This window comes from Salinimicrobium aquimaris (assembly GCF_035607535.1).
Lineage (GTDB): Bacteria > Bacteroidota > Bacteroidia > Flavobacteriales > Flavobacteriaceae > Salinimicrobium.
On record NZ_JAYDZX010000012.1, the window covers coordinates 56,001 to 80,751 of the forward strand.

Consider the following 24,751-nt stretch of genomic DNA (forward strand, 5'->3'; position numbering starts at 1 on the left):
AGCAACTCCGGACTTTTTGTTTTACTGTCTTTCTTCAAGCCATTTCCTGGCGTTGACAAAGGCCTCGATCCATGGCGTGACTTCATCTTTTCTATCTTTCGGATAGTGTGCCCAGTTCCATGGAAAAGTTGAGCGTTCCAGGTGTGGCATCATCGCAAGATGGCGTCCATTGTCGCTTACGATCATTGCTGTATTGTAGTGCGAACCATTCGGGTTGGAAGGATAAGTTTCGTATCCATATTTCCCGATGATCTGGTACTTTTCGATCTCATAGGGGAAACTGAATTTCCCTTCCCCGTGTGCTGCCCATATTCCCAGCCTGCTGCCGGAAAGCGAATGCATCATCACAGAATTATTTTCTGCAATTTCCATAGATGTGAAGTTACATTCAAATTTATGCGACTCGTTGTGCAGCATTTTTGGCTTCTCTTCATGATCTGGGTGTAATAGGCCCAGTTCAATAAAAAGCTGACATCCATTACAAACTCCGAGGGAAAGCGTGTCTTCCCGTGCAAAGAAATTATCCAGCGCAGCTTTGGCCTTCTCGTTATACAAAAATGCTCCTGCCCAGCCTTTTGCACTTCCCAAAACATCTGAATTCGAGAACCCGCCCACTGCAGCAATGAACTGAATATCCTCCAGGGTTTCCCGTCCCGAAATGAGATCGGTCATGTGTACATCTTTTACATCAAATCCTGCCATGTCCATAGCATAAGCCATTTCCCTTTCGGAGTTAGAACCTTTTTCACGAATAATGGCAGCCTTAATTCGCTCACCTCCTTTGGAGGGGCTGAGGGAGGCTGGAAGTTTCCCGGAGAATCCTTCAGGGAACCTGAAATGCAAAGGTTGTTTTGCGTAATTCCTATAGCGCTCGGCAGCATTTTCTTTTCCACTTTGCTTTTCATCAAGCAGGAAAGAAGTTCGCGACCAGGTATCGCGCAGCTTTGGAATATCGAATCTTAGTTGTTGATCGCCATTCTTTATCTTCAGGGTCTTTCCTTCGGTTACTTTTCCTATCCTGAAGAATTCAACTCCTTTCTCCTTTAATATATTTTCTATGCTTTTATCCTTGGCCTGAAAGACAATTCCGCAGTTCTCTGAAAAAAGCAGTTTTACGCTGTCATTTTCTCCCAGCTTTGTCAGATTGAGTTCTGCTGAAAGATCCACATCGGCAAAACACATTTCCAGAAGGGTAGTGATAAGTCCGCCTGAAGCCACATCGTGACCGGCAAGGATAAGATCCTGTCTTATCAAATCCTGAATGGCGTTGAAAGCAGCTGCAAATTTTTTGTCGTCTTTTACTGTTGGTGCTTCAGCACCTACTTTATTGAGGATCTGCCCAAAGGACGAACCCCCAAGTTTGAATTTATCCTGGGAAAAATTGATGTAATAAATACTACCGCCGTCTTTCTGAAGCACTGGTTCGACAACCTTAGTGATCTCATCACAATGACCCGCAGCCGAAATAATTACTGTTCCAGGGGCCAATACATTTCCATCTTCGTACCGCTGTTTCATGGAAAGGGAATCTTTTCCTGTTGGAACGTTTATTCCTATTGATATGGCAAAATCTGATACTCCCTGTACAGCTTCGTAAAGTCTGGCATCCTCACCTTCATTATTGCACGGCCACATCCAGTTAGCTGAAAGAGAAACCGATTTCAAACCTTTTTCAAGAGGTGCCCAGACAATATTTGTCAAAGCTTCGGCAATTGAATTTTTAGAACCCGCAATAGGATCGATCAAAGCCGAAACAGGGGAGTGGCCAATGGAAGTTGCAACTCCTTCTTTCCCTTTATAATCCAGAGCCATCACTCCGCAGTTGTTAAGCGGTAACTGCAAGGGGCCTGCGGTTTGCTGCTTTGCGACCCTTCCGGTAACGCAACGGTCGACTTTATTCGTAAGCCAGTCTTTTGAACCTACAGCCTCTAAAAGCAGTAACCTTTCAAGATATTTGTGAAGATCGTCCTGGTTGTATTCAACTTCAGCATACTTCCTGTCGATCGTCTTGTCTTTCATGATCATTTTCGGCGAGCTGCCAAACATATCTCCAAGGGCAAGATCCATTGGTTTTGCACCGGTTTTCCTGCTTTCAAAAATAAACTTTCTATCCTCTGTGACTTCACCAACGGGGTAGAGGGGAGTTCTTTCCCTCTCTGCAATTCTCTTCATTTGCTTTAGGTCCTCTTCAGAAATGATAAGCCCCATACGTTCCTGGGATTCGTTTCCTATGATCTCTTTAGCCGAAAGGGTTGGATCGCCAACAGGTAATTCGTCCAGATCAATATTTCCACCGGTATCTTCTACCAGCTCACTAAGACAGTTGAGGTGTCCACCGGCGCCGTGATCGTGAATGGAAACTATTGGGTTTTCATCTGCTTCCACCATTGCGCGGATGGTATTCGCAGCACGTTTTTGCATTTCGGGGTTGGACCGCTGGATTGCATTTAGTTCGATGCCGCTGCTGAATTCTCCTGTATCTGCTGAAGATACTGCGGCACCGCCCATTCCTATCCTGTAGTTCTCACCGCCTAAAACAACGATCTGATCTCCCTTTTTTGGAGCTCCTTTGATCGCCTGCTCTGCTTTTCCAAAACCAATTCCGCCGGCAAGCATGATAACTTTGTCATAACCCAAAGCCCTGCGATCTTCTGAATGTTCAAATGTCAACACTGATCCTGCGATAAGCGGCTGCCCGAATTTATTTCCAAAGTCTGAAGCTCCGTTTGATGCCTTGATAAGGATATCCATCGGGGTTTGGTAAAGCCACGGTCTTGCAGGAAATGCATTTTCCCACGGCCTGTTTTCTTCAAGTCGGGAATAAGAGGTCATATATACGGCCGTCCCGGCAAGTGGCAACGAACCTTTACCACCTGCAAGCCTGTCACGTATTTCTCCGCCACTTCCGGTTGCCGCCCCATTGAAAGGCTCCACTGTAGTTGGGAAATTGTGCGTTTCGGCCTTTAATGAAATTACCGAATCAAAATCTTTCTTTCTGTAAAAATCGGGTTTATCTGCCGACTGTGGTGCGAACTGCTCCACTCTCGGTCCTTTGACAAAAGCCACGTTGTCTTTATATGCAGAGACTATATCGTTCGGATTTTCTTCGGAAGTTTTTCGTATCAGCTTAAAAAGGGAAACCGGTTTGGCTTTTCCGTCGATCTCGAAGGTACCGTTGAAAATTTTATGTCGGCAGTGTTCAGAGTTCACCTGGGAAAATCCGAAGACTTCAGAATCTGTGAGCTTGCGGCCGATTCTTTTCGAAAGGTCCTCCAGATATTGAACCTCCTCATCATTTAATGCCAGCCCTTCTTTATTATTGTAGGCACCAATATTCTCGACTTCTTTAATGGGTTCGGGTTCAATATTGATGGTGAAAATATCCTGGTCAAGACCCTTGTATAACTGTGAAAGCATAGGGTCGAAGTCGTGGTAGTTGTCATCAACTTCAATGAACTCCTCAATTCTAAGGATGCCTTCAATTCCCATGTTTTGGGTGATCTCAACGGCATTTGTACTCCAGGGAGTGATCATAGCGGCACGGGGACCAACAAAAAAATCTGCCAGGGCAGATTTGTCTAAATATTGTGAGTTTCCAAATAGCCAGTTCAATTTGACTATGCTTTCAGCCGAAAGGGCCTTATGGGTTTGAACCGCATAGACCTTATTAGGCTTGTTTCCGAAGAATAGGATCATTCCTTGTGGTTTAGTGTGTTGTTGTAAGTAGGCAAATTTACATTTTTTGCCAGAACTCCTTTGGCCTCAAATCAAAAAGGATAGAAAAATATTACGACTCAAAAATGGGATTTTTGAGACCTGTTATTTTTCAAGTTTCTAGTTGGGCTAAAGTCCTGGGCAAAGCATTTTGATCCTCCGCCTGAGGGATGAGGCAATTGATCAATCTTGTCTTTTACAATTGATATTAAAAGATCTTCCTCGATAATACCATTTTTGGAACCTCTTGTTTTGTAGGCTGAAAATTGGGCTAAAGCCTTTGGCAATTCATTTTATATCCTCCGCCTGAAGGCGGAGGCAATTCAATTGGTTTTTCTAAGATTCTCTTTTCAATGCCCATTCAATTCGAAGATATGGATCAGCTATAAAATGAATTGCCCCCGGATTTATCCGGGGGCAATGAATGTAATTCCTTAAAAGGGCTTTAGCCCAACCCTATTTTTTCTTTTCCAGCAGGGCCATGTAAAATCCGTCAAAGCCGGTTTCACTGGACAGGATCTTCTGTTCCTTTGCCAGGCTAAAATCCTTTCCTTCTTCGGAAGAGAGGAATTTCTTCACCTGCTCTTCATTTTCTGATGGCAAAACAGAACAGGTAGCATAGACCATTTTTCCTCCGTTTTTCAACATTTTCGAATACTGCTTCAGGATCTTCTCCTGAGTCATTTTAATGGTTTCAATGAACTCGGGCTGCAGCTTCCATTTTGCATCAGGATTTCGGCTTAACACTCCGAGCCCGCTACAGGGAGCATCGATGAGGACGCGATCTGCACTACCGTAGAGCTTTTTTACCACTTTTGAAGAGTCAATTACGCGCGGTTCAATATTGTGAGCTCCGGCACGGCGGGCACGGCGTTTAAGTTCCTTCAGTTTATTGGCGTAGATATCTGTAGCAATTAACTGGCCCTTATTTTCCATTAATGCTGCCAGGTGCAGTGATTTACCTCCGGCACCGGCACAAGTATCGACAACGCGCATTCCCGGTTCCACTTCAAGAAAACCGGCTACCAACTGTGATGAAGCATCCTGCACCTCGAAAAAGCCGTTTTTGAAAGCTTCAGTCTTAAAGACATTCGCTCTTTCTTTTAGCTGAAGCGCATCTGGATAGTCTTTCAAAAATTCGGTTTCAATTCCTTCTTTTTGAAGCTCCTGTTGTAGCTTCTCTTTGTTGATCTTTAAGGTGTTTACCCGAAGAATTACCGGCGCCTGCTGGTTCAACGCGTGTATCTCCTTTTCCCAGACTTCCTCTCCCAGCTCTTTCACTCCCATCTCATCCAGCCAGTCGGGCACAGATTCACGGTATTTCCTGATCTTACTCAACTCATCAAATTTTCCTTTGATTCGTCGGGTAGGCACGGGTTCGATCTGCTTCCAGTCAGACGGGATTTCAATTCCTCTCAAGGTAGCCCAGACTGCAAAAAGGCGGAAAAGATTTTCCCTTGAATAAGGAGCTTTTACTTCGGCAATTTCAGAATACAGGCGCTTCCAGCGAACAATATCGTAAGTAGTCTCGGCAATGAAACTGCGGTCACGGGAGCCCCAGCGTTTGTCGCGTTTAAGGGTTTTTGCAATGACCTTATCGGCGTATTCTCCTTCATTAAATATTTCTCCCAGGGCATCTACTGTTGCAAAGACCAGGTTTCTGTATAAGCGCATAAAAATTGTTTAAAGCTGCAAAGGTAAGCTTTTTAAACCTTCGGAAAAATCTATCTTTACGGGCAAATTCCTAGAAATGAAGCGTCTACTTTTAATAGTTTTCATAGCATTTTCAGCATATAAATCTGAACCTGAACAACAGCAAAGAAATCCTTTTTCTCAAGTAAACATAGATGTTCTTCTCGAAGATTCCTTAAGCATTAGAGCCATTGAAATCATGGGGGAAGATCTTGCTTTTGCGGGTTCCAACGGCGCTTATGGCATTTATAATTCGGGGCAGGACCAGGTGCGGGTGAGCAGGCAGCAGTACGATTCCATTTATCCCGAATTCAGGGCTGTCGCGGGAACTTCCGAAGATTTCTTTATGCTAAGTGTGGCGAATCCCGCACTACTTTATAAAACAGGTGACGACGGGAAAATGGAGCTGGTTTATAAGGAAGAGGGTGAAAAAGTGTTCTATGATGCCATGACGTTCTGGAATGACAAAGAAGGAATTGCCATGGGTGATCCTGTGGGAAACTGCCTTTCAATAATAATCACCCGCGACGGAGGAAAAAACTGGCAGAAACTTTCTTGCGATCAATTACCTGAAGCAGCCGAAGGTGAAGCCGCATTTGCAGCGAGTAATTCCAATATTGCTGTGCAAGGAAAGAAGGCGTGGATCCTTTCGGGAGGTGCCCGGTCAAGGGTATTTTTTACGCCCGACAAAGGTAAAACATGGGAAGTTTTCGAAACGCCGCTGGTCCAGGGGAAAAGTACCCAGGGCGGTTATTCAATGGATTTTTATGATGAGCAGCACGGAATAGTTATTGGCGGAGATTACACAGCTCCCGAAGAAAATACGGCAAACAAAGCTGTGACAAACGACGGTGGCAAGACCTGGCGCCTCATTGCCGATGCTAAGGATCCCGGCTATAAAAGCAGTGTGCGTTATGTTCCCGGCGGAAAAGGTCAGGAAATAGTAGCTGTAGGATTTACGGGAATTTCTTACTCATCAGATGCAGGGGAGAACTGGAAGGAACTTTCTCCGGAAGGGTTTTATACCATCAGGTTCCTCAATGATTCTGTTGCTTATGCTGCAGGAAAGAACAGGCTGGCAAAATTGAAGTTCAGGTAAAAATGAATGATCCGGCGCTTAAGCAACCGGACCATTCCAACTAACCAACCAAAAACCAAATTATTTCTTTGATGCTTGTCGGGCGCGATATTCCCGCATCATCTTTCTGTTAAAATCGTCTTCAACCTTGTTTAGCTCCATAATTCTGCGGGCGCTAAAGATCTTTCTAAGATCCTTGTAATATTCCTTTTTTAAGAGGTAATCCTTACGCTCAAGTTCAACATATTCCTGCAGCTTTGATTCTGCTTTTTCTTCACTCAGGCATTCCACATTTACTTCAGCTCTTTCCTGTCTATACAGCTCACGGCGCTTTCTTTCGAACTCGTTATAAATAGGCCAGAACTGTTGTGCTTCCTGGGCTGTGAGATTCAAACCTTCGGTAATATAGGCCGTTTTTAAAGCCCTGATCTTTTCGCGATGCTCATCCCTGTCTTGTGCAGAGGCTTGAAAACCTATTGCCAGGAAAAGGACCATAAATAAAAACTTTTTCATTTTAATCTTCATTAAGTAGGAGTGCCGGTTCTTCAATATTTTCATTCAAATATTCAAAAAGGGCTTCTTTATCAATATTGGGGTTTGCCGAAGCAGTTAATTCGTAATCAACATAAGGACTCTCATTAGGATTGTCCATATCAAGGGACTCTAACAGATAATTTTCAACAGCGGTGATATCAAGGTCTTCAAAACCAATTTCACCATTTTCATTAAAGATCACAGAGCTAAATAAAACAGCGGCCACAGCTGCAACTCCTGCAATATAGGACCATGTTTTTTTGCGGAAAAGCGGAACAACCTTGCCCTTTTTGGGAGAATTGTCCAACTTATCAAATACCCGGTCCCCAAGCTGGTCAAAGTAATTTTCGGGAACTTTAAATGGATTTGCTCCAAACTCCTTGTCATCATCGGTTATCCGCTCCATCATACGGGATTCAAAGTCCTTGAAGTAACCTTCCGGAACCTTAAATCCTGATTTGTTGCTATATGGTAACCTGTTCTTTTTCATTTATTTATTTGACTGAAATTTCGTCTTAAGGTTTAAGTCTGTTTTAAAAATTCCTCTATTTTTTTGGTCGCATGATGGTACGAAGCCTTAAGTGCGCCTTCTGAAGTACCTAAAATATCAGAAATTTCCTTATACTTCAATTCCTGAAAGTATTTCATGTTAAATACCTGTTGTTGTTTCTCCGGAAGGGTGGCAATAGCCTTCTGTAATTTCAGCTGAATTTCATCACCTTCGAAATAGACGTCGTTCTCGAGATTATCTATGATTTGCTGCTGAAGTTCCTCTGAGCTGATGTGGTGTTTCTTAGCTCTGTTGTTAAGAAAAGTAATGGACTCATTGGTGGCTATCCTGTACATCCAGGAAAATAACTGACTTTCTCCTTTAAACTTATCAATATTCCGAAAGATCTTTACAAAAGTGTTTTGGAGAACATCATCGGCGTCTTCGTGATTCTTTACAATGTTTCGGCATTGCCAGTAGAGCCTTTCCTGGTACAGTTCGAGCAACTCCCTAAAGGCCTCATTCCTCGACTTTGGGTCCTGAAGGCGTAGCACTAAATTTTCTTCGGAAGGATTCAAAAGGTACCGGAGTTTAAAAGTGGTTAAAGATAGGAGGATTTCTTTAGAAAGTACAAGTTCTGGAAACGGTCATTTCAAGGGTAAAACATCGATGAAATACACAAAATATAGATAAAATACACAAAAAATTTTTTTGTTTGGTTTTTTGTAGTATCTTCACACTGTGAAAAAGTTAATCTTTTTTGCTCCAAATGATGGAGATCTTTTCACTACCTGCCCCAAAGTGGTGACTAGATTTACGAAAAATGGATGGACCTACTTCATCCATTTTTTTCTTCTACCATTACCTACTTGAAAAGAATAGGTTCCAAAAATATCATTTTTGGAACCTTATTTTTTATAGGTGACTTGCGTTAAGATTCCTCCTTCCCCGGAGTACACACTTCTAAAATCGTACTTCTAATTTCGTACTTCGAACCTCTTAATCAAACGACTGCATTTCCACGAGTTTCTGGTAGACAGACTTTTTAGCCAATAGTTCATCATGTTTTCCCTGCTCCACGATCTGTCCTTTTTGCATCACTACAATTTGATCTGCATTTTGAATGGTCGAAAGCCGGTGGGCGATAACAATAGAAGTTCTGTTCTTCATCATTTTTTCTAGGGCTTTTTGTACCAGTCTTTCACTTTCGGTATCCAAAGCCGAAGTCGCTTCATCCAGGATCATGATCGGCGGATTTTTAAGGACGGCCCTTGCTATGGATAGCCGCTGCTTTTGTCCGCCACTCAATTTATTTCCGCTGTCGCCAATGTTGGTATCGAGACCCTGCGGCTGGTCTTTTACGAATTCCCAGGCATTGGCGATCTTGAGAGCATCAATGATCTCTTCGTCTGTTGCCCCTTCTTTTCCGAGGCTCACATTATTTCTAATCGTGTCATTAAACAGGATGGAATCCTGTGTTACCAATCCCATTAGATTCCGAAGAGATCTTTTGGTCATGTCTTTTATATCAATTCCATCTATTTTAATTGCGCCTTCATTGACATCATAAAATCGTGTGACGAGGTTGGCAATGGTAGATTTTCCGCTACCCGACTGGCCTACCAGAGCAACAGTCGAACCTTTAGGAACTGTGATGCTGAAATTCTTCAGGACATTCTCATCTTCATATCTAAAGGAGATGTTCTTGATCTCGATCTCCTTCTCGAAATTAGTTTTTTCGAGAGCATCGGGCGCATCTAAAATATTACTTTTAGTATCGAGCACCTGAAAGATCCTTTCCGCGGCAGCGTCGCCTTTCTTAACGCTGTAGGTCGCTTTACTTATTTGTTTGGCGGGAGTAAGTATATTGTAGGCAAGGCCCATAAAGGCTATGAAAGTCGCACCGTCAAGGGTTCCTTCCACCAGCACCATATTTCCTCCAAACCAAAGAATGATCACTATCACAAAGATCCCCAGGAATTCACTGGTAGGGGAGGCGAGGTTCTGCCTGTTGAGAAGACTGTCCAGAATTCGCTTGAGTCTATTTGTTGAAGTATGAAATTTATCCCTGAATTTATCTTCGGCATTAAATCCTTTTACAATCTTTAAACTGGAAAGGGTTTCTTCAACAAGAGACAGGAAATAACCATTTTCCTCCTGCGCCTGATTTGACTTGCTCTTTAGTTTTTTACCGATTGCAGAAATAATGAATCCGGAAATCGGAAGAAAAACAAAGACGAAAACTGTCAGGGTCGGACTCATGATGAGCATGGCCGTAATTGTGAAAATTATCGTGAGCGGTTCACGCACAATTAGTTCCAGGATGGAAAGAAAAGAAGTCTGTACTTCATTAACATCGGCAGTTATTCTGGAGATGGTGTCGCCTTTCCGTTTTTCGGAAAAGTAGGAGACAGGTAAAACCAGGATCTTATCATAAATGGCATTTCTCACATCGCGCAGTACTCCATTCCGAAGGAAAGTGATAAAGAATGCAGCCAGGTAGCCAAAAAGGTTTTTTAAGAAGAATAAAATAACCACAATGCCGCAGACGAATAGCAGCGCGGTAACTTCATCTTCATTTACGCGGCGGGTAACTTCATAATTGAAGGAATCCACGACGTAATCTTTAATACTTGCCAGGCCCGCCCATTCAGGTTCTACTGCCACTCGTTTGGTTTTGTCAAACAGGATCTGGATCACCGGGATGAGCGCCAAAAATGACAGGGTGCTGAAGAGCGCGTAAAAAATATTACAAATAATATTGAGGATCGCGAACCTTTTGTAAGGGATCGCGAACCTCATGATCTTCTTGAAGTAATTCATTAGGGTTGGCCTAGGCCAGTTTTAGCTCAGATTTTATTGAGGCAATCTTTTCTGAAAGTTCATCTTCGACCTTTCCGAAATTTTCAACTGCATCAAGTGGAGCATTTACACTGATATAAAATTTTATTTTGGGTTCAGTTCCACTGGGTCTTGCAGCTACCTTTGTTCCGTCTTCGGTATAATAGATCAATACGTTTGACTTTGGAACCTGTAGCGTGTTGATCTCAGTTTCCATTGAGCTGTAATTAAAGGATTGGGAGCTTTGGTAGTCTTCCACCAATACTACTTTTTCGCCGGCAATTTCAGAAAGGGGATGCTCTCTTAGATCGATCATCATTTTCTTGATCTGCTCTGCCCCGTCAATTCCTTTTTTGACAAGAGAAACCAGATCTTCCTTATAAAAACCATATTTGACATATAGCTCAACGATCCTGGTGTACAGAGTCTTTCCTTCAGCCTTCATTTGTGCAGCGATCTCGCATGCCAGGAGGGTAGAGGTCACTGCATCCTTATCTCTAACGAAATCACCTACCATAAACCCAAAGCTTTCTTCCCCGCCGCCTATAAAATCAAGGTTTGGAAAATCTTTGATCATTTTTGCTATCCATTTGAAGCCGGTAAGACCTTCCTTATATTCCACGCCATAATCCTCAACCATGATGCGTAGCATAGGTGTGGACACGATTGTGGATCCAACAAACTCTTTTCCTTTCAATCTGCCTTCTTTCTTCCATTGCTCCAGCAGGAACCAGGTCATGATCAACATGGTTTGGTTACCGTTCAAAAGGACCATTTTTCCTTCTGAATCTCTTACAGCTACACCAAGCCGGTCACAATCGGGATCGGTTCCGATCACTATGTCGGCATTTTCTTTTTCAGCTTTTTCCAAAGCCATTTTTAGGGCTGCAGGTTCTTCGGGGTTTGGAGATTTGACAGTGGGAAAGTTTCCGTTGGGTTCACGTTGTTCTTCAACGATACTTACCTGGGAAAATCCGGCTCTTTCCAAAACATCGGGAACCATGGTAATCGACGTTCCGTGAAGGGGAGTAAAAACCACTTTAAGATCCTTTCGCGCTTCAGGAGAGGTCTCAAAAGTTCCATTTTTGACAGATGCTTCTGCAAAGGCTGCATCCACTTTTTTATCGATCAACTCGATCAAGTTGTCGTTAGCCTCAAATTTGATCTCGCTGTATTCTAATCCGTTGATCTCATCCACGATCTCCTTGTCCTGAGGCGGTACTAACTGGCCGCCGTCCTGCCAGTACACCTTATATCCGTTATATTCCGGCGGATTGTGGCTGGCGGTAAGGACAATTCCGCAGTGGCAGTCAAGATATTTTACGGAGAAGGACAGTTCGGGTGTTGGTCTTAATTTAGAAAAAAGGAAAACCTTAATTCCGTTTGCCGAAAACACATTGGCCACTACGCGGGCCAGTTCTTTACTGTTGTTCCGGCAATCATAAGCGATCGCCACTTTTAATTCCTCCCCCGGGAATTGTCTTTTCAGGTAGTTCGAAAGTCCCTGAGTGTTTTTTCCAAGGGTATATTTGTTGATCTTGTTGGTTCCCACGCCCATAATACCACGCATTCCACCGGTTCCAAACTCGAGATCTGTGTAAAAACTTTCCTTAAGTTCTTGTGAGTCATTCTGCAACAAATCCTGTACTTCCTTCTGAGTTTCTTTGTCAAAAGGAGCATTTAACCAGGATTCTGCCCTGGATTTTATATCGTAGTAGCTCATTTCCGAAATTTTTATTCAGCAACAAAAATAAGGATTTATGTGGTAAAGCTGTTAAAACTCTCCTGTAGTTTCGCTAATGCGGTAGCGTTCTTTGTCCCTGCTGCTGCGCAGAATAAGCTCTCCTAAGAAACCTGCAATAAAGAGCAGTGTCCCAAGGACCATGGTGGTGAGTGAGATATAGAACCATGGATTATCGGTCACAAGAATATTAGGAAGACCGTGATACAGCTTATAGAGTTTTGAAGCACCTATCCAGACTGCAAATAGAAAACCGAAGAAGAACATGAGCACTCCCAGTGCCCCAAAAAGATGCATTGGCCTGCGGGCAAAGGTGGAAAGGAACCAGATGGTAATTAGGTCCAGAAAGCCATTTATAAACCGCTCTGCTCCAAATTTTGTCTTTCCGTATTTTCTTGCCTGGTGTTGAACGACCTTTTCATCAATACGGGAGTAGCCGGCATTCTTTGCCAAAACCGGAATGTAACGGTGCATTTCCCCGTAAACGTCGATATTTTTGATCACAGCCTTACGGTATGCTTTAAGTCCGCAGTTGAAGTCGTGCAGTTTTAAACCTGAAGTCTTGCGGGCAGCTGCATTAAAGAGCTTTGAAGGAAGATTTTTGGAAAGAACAGAATCGTAGCGCTTCTTCTTCCAGCCCGAAATAAGATCGAAACCTTCTTCGGTTACAAGCCTATATAATCCGGGAATTTCTTCCGGATTGTCCTGTAGATCGGCATCCATGGTGATGACAACATCACCTTCAGCTTTTTCAAAACCTACGTGCAACGCCTGGGATTTTCCGTAGTTGCGGTTGAATTTAATTCCTTTGACCGAAGGATCTTCCGCAGAGATCTTCTTAATCGTTTTCCAGGAACCATCGGTACTACCGTCATCTATAAAGATTATTTCATAGGAAAAAGAATTGGACCGCATCACCGATACGATCGAATTATATAATTCATTCAATGATTCTTCTTCATTAAGAAGAGGGATGACAATAGATAGCTGCATTTAATTTTTTTTATACATCATAAGGTCTCTTTTCCCTCATTATGAGTCCGCCAATGAGACCAATAATAAGTCCAAAGAACATGTACATGACCAATCCAAGTGCAAAGTTAACCCAGGGAGACCTAAAAGCAGCACTCATTCCCAGGGCGTCGTCAATTTGGGCATCTGTCATTTCGGGAAAGCGTTCGATCATTTGCTCTCTTTGAATGTCTTCCACTTGCACCATATAATCGGGTTCAATGACAGTGGAAAGTAAGATTGTCCATAAGCCACCAATTATAGCGGCAATAAGCCCTATTCCCACTGCGACCTTAATAGCTTCGCCAAGACTGAGGAAGCCACCGTTCTCTGTTTTAAAAGCTTTAATGCCATAGATGACCACCGCGACAAAAATAGCAAAAGTAAGGAGCATGAAAGACCAGTGAGGCTCCAAATGGTTATTGGTGACGTACATGATCACCCCAACAACTACAAGTATGATCCCAAGTAAAAGACCATAATTAAGAACAAATTTACCTGTTTTAGCTTTTTGTAATTCCATTTTGGTTAGGTTTGTTAGTTTAATTACAGGTTAGTAAGCAAATATAACAAAACGTTACACAGGTGGAGTTGCTTTATTTGCTACTTAAAAATTAGGGAAGAATAGTTGTTGATTTAGAAAAATTAATTAAATTTGCACCTCGAAAAAATTACAAGATTTTAAAGAATAAAGAGATGAAGCAGGGAATCCATCCGGAAAATTATAGATTGGTAGCTTTTAAAGACATGTCTAATGACGAAGTTTTTATCACCAAATCTACCGCAAACACAAAAGAAACTATTGAAGTTGATGGTGAGGAATATCCTTTAGTGAAGTTGGAGATCTCCAGAACTTCTCACCCTTTCTACACCGGGAAAGCCAAGTTGTTGGATACTGCCGGTCGTATTGACAAGTTCAAGAACAAATACGCGAAGTTCAAGAAGTAATTTCTGCGTCACGATATAATACCAGCCTCCTGTTAAGGAGGCTTTTTTGTTTTAAAGGGGTTAACGCCGGTTTACTTCTTTCAGATCAAATTTCTTGTACCTTTACCTAAAAGAATTTTCAAATGAACTATATATTATTTGACGGGGCTGTTCGAACACAGCTTTTGCCATTTACCTTTACCAGGCCTGTAGCCGACATTCGGGTGGGGATTCTCACTATTCGTGAGAAATGGGAAAAATTTCTCAATACCACTACCTCTACGATCACCGAGGATTATCTTTCCGAAAAATGGCCTATGGTGGAGATGGAGGAAAATGTAATGATCAATGCGGCTTTTTTACCTACTGCTGAGCTTGTGGAGCAGATAAAGAACCTGCAGCCCGGGGAAGGTATTTTTCACGAAGAAGATGTTGTTGCATTTCATGCATTTGAAGAGCAGGAAGTGGATTTTGCAGACTGTGTGAATATAGAATTGGAAGGAAAAGCATTGCTGGTAGAGCATACCTGGGATATCTTTAGGCTCAATGGAGAAGCAATTGCTGCCGATTTTGAATTACTCACTCAGGACAGGAAGAGCCAGAAAATATCTTCAACCAACCAGGTAATAGGCCCCGAAAATGTCTTTTTAGAGGAGGGAGCAAAAGTGGAATGTGCTATCCTTAATGCTTCTGAAGGACCTATTTATATTGGAGCCGACGCCGAAGTCATGGAAGGTAGTATCGTAAGAGGACCGTTTGCTCTTTGTGATCACGCTACCCTTAAAATGGGAGCAAAGATCTATGGTTCAACTACGGTGGGGCCTCATTCTAAGGTTGGAGGAGAGGTCAATAATTCTGTCATTTTTGGATACTCTAATAAAGGCCATGATGGCTTTCTCGGAAATTCTGTGCTCGGGGAATGGTGCAACCTGGGAGCCGACACAAATACCTCCAACCTAAAAAACAATTATGCCGAAGTGCGCCTCTGGGATTATGCTTCAGAAAGGTTTGCCCCCACCGGACTACAATTCTGCGGACTCATGATGGGAGATCACAGCAAATGCGGAATCAATACCATGTTCAATACCGGAACTGTGGTAGGAGTAAGCGCCAATATCTTCGGAGCCGGTTTTCCGCGGAACTTTATACCGAGCTTCAGCTGGGGCGGCAGCGGCGGAACCACTACTTTTAAGACTGAAAAAGCTTATGAGGTTGCTGAAAAAGTTATGGAGCGCCGGGGTATTGAGTTTTCAGAAGAAGATAAGGCTATTCTTGACCAGGTCTTTGAAGATACTAGGAAGTACAGGAGGGATTAGTGATCCAGTGATCAGTGATCAGTTTGCAGTTCTCAAATGAAGTTTAAAAATTGGTGCTTAAAATTTGCCTCTGGTTAATTATTGCTAATAGTCTACTGGTTAGTGCTAATTGATCTCTAATTTGGCACTTTTAGAGAGGTATTATTTTTAAAACATGAAATAAAGAAATACGCTGAGGAGCAGCACAAGGACAATCGCCGATATTCCATAGATTTTCAGTTGCCTTGCCTTGTATTCCGCCTTTAAACGTTTTCTTGTCTCCTGAAGCTCCTTTTTTGTGGGTGTGCGGTGGCTTTGTATGCCGCTTATCTGTTCTTTTCCAGCAAAGTGTTTTTCTGCTCGCCCGGATTTTAATCTCCTGTTGTTCTTAAGGCTAACAATGGCTCCGAAAGCGCTTCCAAAACTCATGGGTTCTTCAGATTTTTCGACAAGATAGGGAAATATGAACATTTTTTGAAGAAGTGGTAAGTTGCAGTGAATAATATTATTAGAGGGTATGAATTATTGATCTATGATCATTGGTCCCTGATAATTGTTCATTGATTTAAAGTTGGTATCTTTGCAGCCTCTAAAATGACTTTTTTAGAGGCTGTTTTATTTAACTGAATTCCTGAAGGTTATCCGTCGGGATCGTGATTGAGAAGAAATGCAAGACACAAAAAAAGTAGCCTTTTATACCCTGGGTTGTAAGCTTAATTTTTCTGAGACCTCTACTATTGCCCGTTCTTTTAAAGATGAGGGTTTTCAGAGGGTTGATTTTAGCGAAGCAGCCGATATTTACGTGATCAATACCTGCTCGGTGACCGATAATGCTGATAAACGCTTCAAAACCATTGTAAAACAGGCCCAAAAGGTCAATGAGAATGCTTTTGTGATTGCAGTTGGTTGTTACGCTCAGCTAAAACCTGAAGAACTCGCCGCAGTAGACGGAGTGGATCTGGTCTTAGGAGCTACTGAAAAATTCAAGATAACAAACTACCTTAATGATCTCACCAAAAATGACATGGGAGAGGTGCATTCCTGTGAAATAGGGGAGGCAGATTTCTATGTTGGATCTTATTCCTTTGGGGATCGCACGCGAGCTTTTTTGAAGGTGCAGGATGGTTGTGATTATAAATGTACCTATTGTACCATTCCGCTGGCGCGCGGGATTTCCAGAAGCGATACTTTGGAGAATGTCCTTGAAAATGCAAAGAAGATCAGTGATAAGGGGATCAAGGAAATCGTTCTGACAGGTGTAAATATTGGAGATTACGGGAAAGGTGAATTCGGCAATAAGAAGCACGAGCACACTTTTCTTGATCTTGTAAAGGCTTTGGATCAAGTAGAAGGAATTGAAAGGCTGCGAATTTCCTCTATAGAACCCAATCTGTTAAAGAACGAAACCATAGATTTTGTTTCCGGGAGTAACTCATTTGTTCCTCACTTTCATATTCCCCTGCAAAGTGGAAGCAACGATGTGCTCAAAGCAATGCGCCGTCGTTATCTAAAGGAACTTTATGTTGATAGGGTACAAAAGATCAAGGAGGTAATGCCCGATGCGTGCATTGGTGTGGATGTGATCGTTGGATTTCCGGGAGAGACAGATGAGCATTTCCTGGAAACCTATAATTTCCTAAACGAGCTCGACATTTCTTATCTGCATGTTTTTACTTATTCAGAAAGAGATAATACTCTGGCTGCTGAAATGGATGAGGTAGTGCCACTTAAGGTGAGAAAGAAAAGGAGTAAGATGCTACGTGGCCTTTCAGCAAAAAAGCGCAGGGCATTTTATGAGTCTCAGTTAGGCAAGACTAAAACTGTTCTTTTTGAAGGGGAGAATAAAGAAGGATACATCCACGGCTTTACTGAGAACTATGTCAAAGTGAAAACTCCCTGGGACCCGGCACTGGTAAATACACTACATCAGGTAGAATTAAAAGAAATAGGAGAAGACGGGTTGGTCCGTTTCTCCTATGTAGAGGATAAAATCTTGCTTTAGATATTTATGCCAACCGGGAGCATATCTTTGTATCTGCGTCGATTCTTTCGCATGAACTTTGCAATGGTAGGACTGGTAGGCATCACCCGAATCTCACGCTCTTTGATAATATCCAGCACCTTTTCAATAAATGGTTCAAGATAGCCTTTTTCCTTGAGGTCTTCGCTCATTTCCAGTTTGGTAAGGAAGATCTTACGGTCCTGACTCGCATATTCGATCTTGGCTAAATCTCCATCAACCTGAAGCTCAAATTGACGCAGGAATTCATTGTCATTAACAGTTAGTTGAGGGTCCATAGTTTTTGTTTTTCTAACTAAGTATCAAAAAATCAGCCACTTTTAGAAGTATTGTATAATAGATGAAAATTGGCTGTTCCGGAATAACCGGCAGGAAATTTTATATTAAAAATTATTTGAGGCAGTCAATTTCCCTTAAATTTGGAAGTAAAGTTAATGATTTTTGGGCACATCTGGGCTGTAGAAGCTCTTGAAATATGGCGAAAGACTCTCTAATTCACGTATACTGTATGCCGGGTTTGGCTGCAAATCCAAGCATTTTTGAAATGATAAGTTTGCCGGAAGATAAGTTTAAGATCCACTGGCTGGATTGGTTATTGCCAAAACCTGGGGAAAAACTTATCGATTATTCTGCAAGATTGTGTAAAAAGATTGAACATGAGGATCCTGTTCTAATTGGAGTCTCCTTTGGCGGGGTTATTGTTCAGGAAATGGCCCAGATCATTGAGGTGCAAAGGGTGATTATCATCTCCAGTGTAAAGAGTGAAAAGGAGTTGCCCCGAAGAATGCGCTTCGCCCGTTGTACTAAAGCATTTAAGATCCTGCCCACTTCTTTGGCCCGGCATGTAGATGCTCTGGAAAAGATTGCAGTAGGAGATTTTGCTACAAAGAGAGCAAAACTCTACAAGAAATACCTGTCAATTACCGATACGCGCTATCTGGACTGGGCGATAGAAAAGATGGTGTGCTGGGAGAGACCCGAACCTTATAAGGGCGTAGTGCATATACATGGTGATAAGGACGAGATCTTTCCTTACAAATATATTGACGGATGTATAACTGTGAAAGGAGGAACTCACGTGATGATCATCAATAGATTTAGATGGTTCAATGATCATTTGGAAGAAATTATCCTTACCGGAAAACTTAAAAAAAAGAAAGAAAAAGAAATAATCAATTAATATGAAACTGAAGAACATACTTATTGGAGGGAGTTTGCTGGTGGTTTGTGGACTGGGTATAAATGCGGTCCAGGATGCCCCTACAGATGAAAATCAGGAAAAGCAAATTTCAAATGGCTATAACGTCTATGCACTTCCTATGCCAGATGATCTCGAGTTTGCGGGCGAAACTGTACCTTTAGAAGACCCCGATGTTTTTGAAAGGATGGATAGAGAGCTGTTAGTGAATACCTATTGGCAATCAAATACGCTATTGCTGCTGAAGCGGGCAAATAAGTATTTTCCTGTCATAGAACCCATTTTAGAGGAGTACGGGGTTCCCGATGATCTCAAATATATAGCTGTGATCGAAAGCGGACTCACCAATGCAGTTTCTCCTGCGGGAGCAAGGGGCTTCTGGCAGATCATGGAAAGTACCGGAAAGGAATACGGGCTGGAAATAAATGATAATGTGGATGAGCGTTATAATCTTGAAAAATCGACCCGCGTAGCTGCTGAATATCTGAAGAAGTCAAAAGAGCGGTTTGGAACCTGGACCCTCGCTGCTGCTGCATACAACGCCGGGAATTATGGAGTGGACAGACAGAGAGAGAGGCAGGACGTAGTAGATTATTACGACTTGCTTCTGGGGGAAGAAACCGGTCGCTACGTCTTCAGGATCCTGGCATTAAAGGAGATCATGGAAAACGCCAAGAGCTATGGGTTTAACTTCAGGCAAAAGGACCTTTACCAACCTATTCCTTCCTATAAAGTTAAAGTGGACACCGCAGTGACCGATTTTGCGAAGTTCGCTCAGGACTTCGGGATCAACTATAAAATCCTTAAGATCCACAATCCATGGCTGCGCGAGGCCCATCTTAACAACAGGTCCCGAAAGGAATATCTTATAGAACTCCCTGAAGAAGGTTATTATTCTCCGGCTCCCTGATAATGGAAATCCTGAAAAAAGAGAAGGCTCTTGAGAAATAGGCCTTCATTAGCTGAAATAGCTTCAGTTTTTGACGTGCTCGTAATGGTAATTAGTTAGGTTCCTGTAAAGTTCAGGTTGCTTTTTTGTACCCTCTTACGGGGTAAAAGTTTCTTCAGCTGTAGAGTACTGGCTGCTGTCTTTTATAAGGAGTAGGGAAAGCGCATTAGAGAACGCATCATAGTTGAGGTTGAAGGATTTCTCAAACTCAATCCCAAATGGATGGGAGATCTTTCTCCTTATATCCAGTATCTTTTTATCCTTATCCATTAAAAAGGAAGTTGGGAAGCCAAGGGAGTGCTTCATCATTTTAATTACGTGCGGACTGGTATTCTGCATCTCATCAACATAAAGAATGGAGATGTTATCGCTGTATTTTTGAGCAAGTTGCTTCGCAGTTTCACGATCATCCCAAAACAACATCACGAAGTCTACCTGTTCATGGTATTTATCGGCTAGCTTGTTTAGTGCAGGGATTTCTCCGGCGGTAGGAGCTATCCAGGAAGCATAAGTAGTAAGATATACCGGCTTGTGGAATTCATCCAGAAGAACGGATTTCTTTCTGAGGTCTTTTACCTTAAAGTTATCCATTCGACTTCCCTTTAAACAATGATTCACGAGTGAGTCGAACAGAAAAGTAGCTCTTTCCACATTTTGAGTGCGATAAGCTTTATCTGCGTGTTTTTTATACTTGGGAAGGTGGAGGCTAAGTGCTTGAGAAAAACTTATTTGTTCCTGCTGACCGTAGCTTGTCAAAAGACAGGAGCATGTAAGAATCAAAAGAAAAAATTTGCGCATTTAGCTAGGGGTCCAAATTTTGTACAAAAGTACGCTATAAGAACCTTAGCGGGGAAATTACTCGATTAAATACCTAAATATTTGTTGAAATACAGCCCTGAAAATCCTACAAAAGAAATCTTAAAGAAAAATTCCGGAAGGGTCAATTTCTAGATCTTTTTCATTTGCTGCTTCATCATCTTGATCTGTTCATCAAGCATGTTGTGCTTATCAAGTTTCTTTGCTTCCTGCAGCAGCATTTGGGCTTCTCTTTTTCGGCGTTTGGTCATGGCTATTCCCGCAAGATTAAGTTTTGCCATAGCCAGGTCCTGTTTCATGGAAAGACCGAGTTTGATCGCTCTCTTGAAGAATTTTTCAGCCTGAGTTATATTGGTTTGGGAAACCATCAATCCGTGTAGGTACCAATAGTAGCCCTGTTGTTTTTGGGTAAGAGCTTTTTCGGGATCCTTGATCTTGTCAAGCCATTTCTTGGCTCTTGCAAAATCTTGTTTCCTAAGTCTCAAAAAGGCCATTAAGATCATCTCATTCTTATAATAGAGGAAGACAAAAATCCCCGAAAGAAGTAAAAGGAATATTCCGTTACCTATATTACCTTCGAAAAATTGCCAGATGGCGAGGATCACCAGGATTCCGGTGATGATCAATTTGTAGACTTTATTGAACATTTGCAGTAAAATTTAAAGGCTGCAAAGGTAAGAAAAACAATTGGAAATTATTTCAAATTAGGGTTTGTGCAAGTAAAAACTCTTTGTATATTTGCCCGCAGTTTTAAGAGGAGGTCTTAAAGCTTTTTTCAAAGCGATTTCAAAGAAGATTAAAGATAATTATCATGAAAAGAACGTTTCAACCATCAAAGAGGAAAAGAAAAAACAAGCACGGTTTTAGAGAGCGTATGGCAAGTGTTAACGGAAGAAAAGTGCTTGCTCGCAGAAGAGCAAAAGGAAGAAAGAAATTATCTGTTTCCTCTGAGCAAAGGCATAAACACTAGATGATTATCGACCCGAAATATTAAAGGTGTTACTTTTTTAAGTAACGCCTTTTTTTATACCCTTTAGGTTCCTATTTTTACAAAACACACCCACTCAAAATATTTCCTAATGCCCAAGAATAAAGACCTTAAAAGTATTTTAATAATTGGTTCCGGTCCTATTATTATAGGGCAGGCTTGTGAGTTTGATTATTCCGGTACACAAGCTTTGCGATCCTTAAGAGAGGACGGGATAGAAACTATCCTCATAAATTCCAATCCTGCAACTATCATGACCGATCCTTCGATGGCCGATCATGTTTATTTAAAGCCTCTCACCACAAAATCTATAATTGAAGTTCTTAAGGAACACCCGCAGATCGATGCGGTTCTTCCAACCATGGGAGGGCAAACTGCACTCAACCTTTGTATAGAAGCAGATGAAAAGGGCATCTGGAAAGATTTTGATGTTAAATTGATCGGGGTAGATATCGATGCGATCAATATTACTGAAGACAGGGAAAAATTCAAACAGCTTATGGGACGCATCGGGGTCCCGGTTGCCCCGGCACAAATTGCCACTTCATACCTTGAAGGTAAAGAGATAGCGCAGGAATTCGGTTTTCCGCTGGTAATTAGAGCCTCCTTCACTCTTGGTGGAACCGGAGCTTCTTTTGTACATACCGAGGATCAATTTGACGAATTGCTGGAGGCCGGTCTTGAAGCATCTCCAATTCACGAGGTATTGATCGATAAAGCCCTTCTAGGCTGGAAAGAATATGAACTGGAATTACTTCGGGACAAGAACGACAACGTCGTGATCATTTGTTCTATTGAGAATATGGATCCAATGGGAATCCATACCGGGGATTCAATTACTGTTGCACCGGCCATGACGCTTAGTGATGTCACCTATCAAAGGATGAGGGACATGGCTATAAAAATGATGAGGAGTATTGGAGACTTTGCCGGGGGATGTAATGTTCAATTTGCAGTGAGTCCCGATGAAAATGAAGATATTATTGCAGTAGAGATCAACCCACGGGTTTCCCGCTCTTCCGCTTTGGCCTCCAAAGCTACAGGATATCCAATTGCGAAGATCGCTGCAAAACTGGCCATAGGCTATACGCTCGATGAGCTGGATAACCAGATCACCAAATCAACTTCCGCATTATTCGAACCCACTCTGGATTACGTGATCGTGAAGATCCCGCGTTGGAACTTCGATAAATTTGAAGGCAGTAACAGAACGCTCGGTCTGCAAATGAAATCTGTTGGTGAGGTAATGGGAATAGGACGCTCCTTCCAGGAAGCGCTTCACAAAGCCACGCAATCCCTTGAGATCAAGAGAAATGGTTTGGGAGCAGATGGAAAAGGATACACAAACTATGATGTAATTCTTGAGAAACTCCAAAATGCGAGTTGGGACAGGGTGTTCGTTATTTATGACGCGATTCAGCTGGGGATTCCGCTTGCCCGCATACACGAGATTACCAAGATCGACATGTGGTTCCTTAAACAATATGAAGAACTTCATGCTCTTGAGGTAGAAATATCAAAATATAATATAGATTCCCTGCCAAAGGATCTCCTACTCGAAGCTAAGCAGAAAGGTTTTGCCGACAGGCAGATCGCTTACATGGTGGACTGCCTCGAAAGTCAGGTTTACAAGAAACGTGAAGAGGTTGGTATTAATAGGGTCTACAAACTCGTAGATACCTGTGCTGCCGAATTTAAAGCTGAAACGCCTTATTACTATTCAACTTTTGAAGCTGAAATCGAAACAAAGGATGGCTTCAGGTATGTTGAGAACGACAGCAAGGTATCAGACCGACGCAAAATTGTTGTTCTTGGTTCCGGGCCCAACAGGATCGGTCAGGGAATTGAATTTGACTATTGTTGTGTTCACGGGGTTTTGGCAGCCAAAGAATGTGGCTATGAAACCATTATGATCAACTGTAATCCTGAAACAGTTTCGACCGACTTTGATGTTGCAGATAAACTTTACTTTGAACCGGTATTCTGGGAACATATATATGACATCATTCGTCACGAAAACCCTGAAGGAGTTATTGTCCAACTTGGAGGGCAGACTGCCCTTAAGTTAGCTGAAAAACTTGATCGCTACGGAATCAAGATCATAGGAACCAGCTACCAATCCCTGGATCTTGCTGAAGACAGAGGGTCGTTCTCTAAACTATTGCAGCAGAACGATATTCCTTATCCGGATTTTGGAGTAGCCGAGACTGCCGATGAGGCGCTTGAGCTGGCAGATGAACTTGATTTTCCAATCCTTGTGCGTCCTTCTTATGTACTTGGTGGCCAGGGAATGAAGATCGTCATCAACAAAAAGGACCTGGAGGCTCATGTTGTAGATCTTCTTCGTAAGATCCCAAATAATAAGTTATTGTTGGATCACTATTTGGACGGAGCCATAGAAGCCGAAGCCGATGCTATTTGTGACGGGGAAAACGTCCAGATCATTGGAATTATGGAGCACATTGAACCTTGTGGAATACATTCCGGGGATTCAAACGCCCTACTTCCTCCTTTCAATTTGGGTGACCTTGTTTTACAACAAATAAAAGATCATACTAAGAAGATCGCGCTGGCATTGAATACAGTTGGTCTTATTAATATTCAGTTTGCCATTAAAGATGACAAGGTGTTCATTATAGAAGCCAATCCAAGAGCTTCCAGAACAGTGCCGTTTATTGCTAAAGCTTACGGGCAGCCTTATGTGAACTTTGCTACTAAGGTAATGTTGGGAGAGAAAAAGGTGACCGATTTTGAATACAGCACCAAGCTTGATGGATATGCAATCAAGCAACCTGTATTCTCCTTCAACAAATTCCCGCATGTGAACAAGCAGCTGGGACCGGAGATGAAGAGTACAGGAGAAAGTATCCTGTTCATTGACAGTTTAAGAGATGATACCTTCTACGAGTTGTATTCCAGGAGAAAGATGTACTTAAGCAAATAAGATTAGAAAATGCTATTTTTGAATGCCATCTTTTTAAGGTGGCATTTTTCTTTATTCAAAGGATATGAAAGAACTGGTTCTTGTAATGGGCGGACTTTATGGTGCCCTGGCAGTAATAGTTGGTGCGTTTGGAGCGCACGGGTTAAAGAAGTACCTTAATGAGGAACAATTAAAAAGCTTTGAAACCGGTGTGAAATATCAAATGTATCACGCCCTGCTGCTTATTCTCTGCGGAACCATTTTCCCCTTTACCGGTTTTTCTCAAAACCTTATGGGCTGGATTTTAATCCTCGGGGTTTTCTTTTTCTCCTTTAGTATTTATGGCTTGGTACTGTCTGGAGCTAACGGACGAAAAATGTCATTTTTGGGACCTGTTACCCCATTAGGGGGATTATTGCTCGTGATGGGGTGGATTCTTTTTATCATAAATGTTGTAAAAACTGCTGCAATTTTTTGATGAAGAAAGAAGATTTTAATCTTCACTTGACCATAGGTGAAGGAACTTCTTGCAGA

Annotated in this window: 22 protein-coding genes; 9 read left to right on the forward strand and 13 right to left on the reverse strand. The window is 42.2% G+C overall.

The window, feature by feature from the left end:
- Positions 1–21: 21 nt before the first annotated feature.
- Positions 22–3,696 (reverse strand): phosphoribosylformylglycinamidine synthase, encoded by a 3,675-nt coding sequence (gene purL, locus VR862_RS11845; protein ID WP_324721189.1) that lies wholly within the window; start codon positions 3,694–3,696, stop codon positions 22–24.
- Between the two features lie 474 nt (positions 3,697–4,170).
- A complete protein-coding gene (locus VR862_RS11850) occupies positions 4,171–5,388 on the reverse strand; it encodes an RsmB/NOP family class I SAM-dependent RNA methyltransferase (RefSeq protein WP_324721190.1) in 1,218 nt (405 codons plus the stop codon).
- A 76-nt stretch (positions 5,389–5,464) separates the two neighbouring features.
- Here VR862_RS11850 and VR862_RS11855 point away from each other — a divergent pair, with 76 nt between their 5' ends.
- Positions 5,465–6,505, forward strand: coding sequence for a WD40/YVTN/BNR-like repeat-containing protein (locus VR862_RS11855; protein WP_324721191.1), 1,041 nt, complete (start codon positions 5,465–5,467; stop codon positions 6,503–6,505).
- Between the two features lie 60 nt (positions 6,506–6,565).
- Here VR862_RS11855 and VR862_RS11860 read toward each other — a convergent pair whose 3' ends face one another.
- The 7 genes from VR862_RS11860 to VR862_RS11890 all read right to left on the reverse strand — a co-directional run bounded on the left by VR862_RS11860 (position 6,566) and on the right by VR862_RS11890 (position 13,624).
- The gene (locus VR862_RS11860; protein WP_324721192.1) at positions 6,566–6,997 is read right to left on the reverse strand and encodes a hypothetical protein; all 432 of its coding nucleotides are present in this window, start codon (positions 6,995–6,997) and stop codon (positions 6,566–6,568) included.
- A gap of 1 nt (position 6,998) precedes the next feature.
- On the reverse strand, positions 6,999–7,508 hold the full coding sequence (locus VR862_RS11865; RefSeq protein WP_324721193.1) for a hypothetical protein: 510 nt from the start codon (positions 7,506–7,508) through the stop codon (positions 6,999–7,001).
- A gap of 32 nt (positions 7,509–7,540) precedes the next feature.
- Entirely contained in the window at positions 7,541–8,062 is a 522-nt protein-coding gene (locus VR862_RS11870; RefSeq protein WP_416384500.1) for an RNA polymerase sigma factor, read from the reverse strand.
- 445 nt (positions 8,063–8,507) lie between these two features.
- Positions 8,508–10,331, reverse strand: a complete 1,824-nt coding sequence (locus tag VR862_RS11875) for an ABC transporter ATP-binding protein (protein ID WP_324721195.1) — start codon at positions 10,329–10,331, stop codon at positions 8,508–8,510.
- Positions 10,332–10,341: 10 nt separating this feature from the next.
- Positions 10,342–12,072: a phospho-sugar mutase gene (locus VR862_RS11880; protein ID WP_324721196.1), complete on the reverse strand. Its 1,731-nt coding sequence runs from the start codon at positions 12,070–12,072 to the stop codon at positions 10,342–10,344.
- Between the two features lie 51 nt (positions 12,073–12,123).
- Positions 12,124–13,083 (reverse strand): glycosyltransferase family 2 protein, encoded by a 960-nt coding sequence (locus VR862_RS11885; protein ID WP_324721197.1) that lies wholly within the window; start codon positions 13,081–13,083, stop codon positions 12,124–12,126.
- A 10-nt stretch (positions 13,084–13,093) separates the two neighbouring features.
- Positions 13,094–13,624: a DUF4199 domain-containing protein gene (locus VR862_RS11890; protein ID WP_324721198.1), complete on the reverse strand. Its 531-nt coding sequence runs from the start codon at positions 13,622–13,624 to the stop codon at positions 13,094–13,096.
- Between the two features lie 173 nt (positions 13,625–13,797).
- On the opposite strand from VR862_RS11890, the gene VR862_RS11895 reads away from it, so the two are divergent.
- Both VR862_RS11895 and VR862_RS11900 read left to right on the forward strand, forming a co-directional pair.
- A complete protein-coding gene (locus VR862_RS11895) occupies positions 13,798–14,049 on the forward strand; it encodes a type B 50S ribosomal protein L31 (protein ID WP_093113969.1) in 252 nt (83 codons plus the stop codon).
- Positions 14,050–14,171: 122 nt separating this feature from the next.
- Positions 14,172–15,344: a GlmU family protein gene (locus VR862_RS11900; protein ID WP_324721199.1), complete on the forward strand. Its 1,173-nt coding sequence runs from the start codon at positions 14,172–14,174 to the stop codon at positions 15,342–15,344.
- A 147-nt stretch (positions 15,345–15,491) separates the two neighbouring features.
- On the opposite strand, the gene VR862_RS11905 is transcribed toward VR862_RS11900, so the two are convergent.
- Positions 15,492–15,794: a hypothetical protein gene (locus VR862_RS11905; RefSeq protein WP_324721200.1), complete on the reverse strand. Its 303-nt coding sequence runs from the start codon at positions 15,792–15,794 to the stop codon at positions 15,492–15,494.
- 196 nt (positions 15,795–15,990) lie between these two features.
- Here VR862_RS11905 and mtaB point away from each other — a divergent pair, with 196 nt between their 5' ends.
- Positions 15,991–17,325: a tRNA (N(6)-L-threonylcarbamoyladenosine(37)-C(2))-methylthiotransferase MtaB gene (mtaB, locus tag VR862_RS11910; protein ID WP_324721201.1), complete on the forward strand. Its 1,335-nt coding sequence runs from the start codon at positions 15,991–15,993 to the stop codon at positions 17,323–17,325.
- Here the strand turns inward: mtaB and VR862_RS11915 are convergent.
- Entirely contained in the window at positions 17,322–17,621 is a 300-nt protein-coding gene (locus tag VR862_RS11915) for a GNAT family N-acetyltransferase (protein ID WP_324721202.1), read from the reverse strand. The genes mtaB and VR862_RS11915 overlap by 4 nt on opposite strands.
- A 197-nt stretch (positions 17,622–17,818) precedes the next feature.
- On the opposite strand from VR862_RS11915, the gene VR862_RS11920 reads away from it, so the two are divergent.
- Positions 17,819–18,523 carry an alpha/beta fold hydrolase gene (locus VR862_RS11920; RefSeq protein ID WP_324721203.1) on the forward strand — a complete coding sequence of 235 codons (705 nt, stop codon included), beginning with the start codon at positions 17,819–17,821 and terminating at the stop codon, positions 18,521–18,523.
- A 1-nt stretch (position 18,524) separates the two neighbouring features.
- Positions 18,525–19,451 (forward strand): lytic transglycosylase domain-containing protein, encoded by a 927-nt coding sequence (locus tag VR862_RS11925; protein ID WP_324721204.1) that lies wholly within the window; start codon positions 18,525–18,527, stop codon positions 19,449–19,451.
- Positions 19,452–19,586: 135 nt separating this feature from the next.
- Here the strand turns inward: VR862_RS11925 and VR862_RS11930 are convergent, their stop codons facing one another.
- Both VR862_RS11930 and VR862_RS11935 read right to left on the reverse strand, forming a co-directional pair.
- Positions 19,587–20,081 carry a TlpA family protein disulfide reductase gene (locus VR862_RS11930; RefSeq protein ID WP_324721205.1) on the reverse strand — a complete coding sequence of 165 codons (495 nt, stop codon included), beginning with the start codon at positions 20,079–20,081 and terminating at the stop codon, positions 19,587–19,589.
- 356 nt (positions 20,082–20,437) lie between these two features.
- Positions 20,438–20,953 (reverse strand): tetratricopeptide repeat protein, encoded by a 516-nt coding sequence (locus VR862_RS11935; RefSeq protein WP_324721206.1) that lies wholly within the window; start codon positions 20,951–20,953, stop codon positions 20,438–20,440.
- A gap of 164 nt (positions 20,954–21,117) precedes the next feature.
- Here VR862_RS11935 and rpmH point away from each other — a divergent pair, with 164 nt between their 5' ends.
- The 3 genes from rpmH (at position 21,118) to VR862_RS11950 (ending at position 24,695) form a co-directional block, all read left to right on the forward strand.
- Entirely contained in the window at positions 21,118–21,276 is a 159-nt protein-coding gene (gene rpmH / locus VR862_RS11940; protein ID WP_083961569.1) for a 50S ribosomal protein L34, read from the forward strand.
- 109 nt (positions 21,277–21,385) lie between these two features.
- On the forward strand, positions 21,386–24,238 hold the full coding sequence (gene carB / locus VR862_RS11945) for a carbamoyl-phosphate synthase large subunit (protein ID WP_324721207.1): 2,853 nt from the start codon (positions 21,386–21,388) through the stop codon (positions 24,236–24,238).
- Positions 24,239–24,302: 64 nt separating this feature from the next.
- Positions 24,303–24,695, forward strand: coding sequence for a DUF423 domain-containing protein (locus tag VR862_RS11950; protein ID WP_324721208.1), 393 nt, complete (start codon positions 24,303–24,305; stop codon positions 24,693–24,695).
- Positions 24,696–24,751 lie beyond the last annotated feature (56 nt).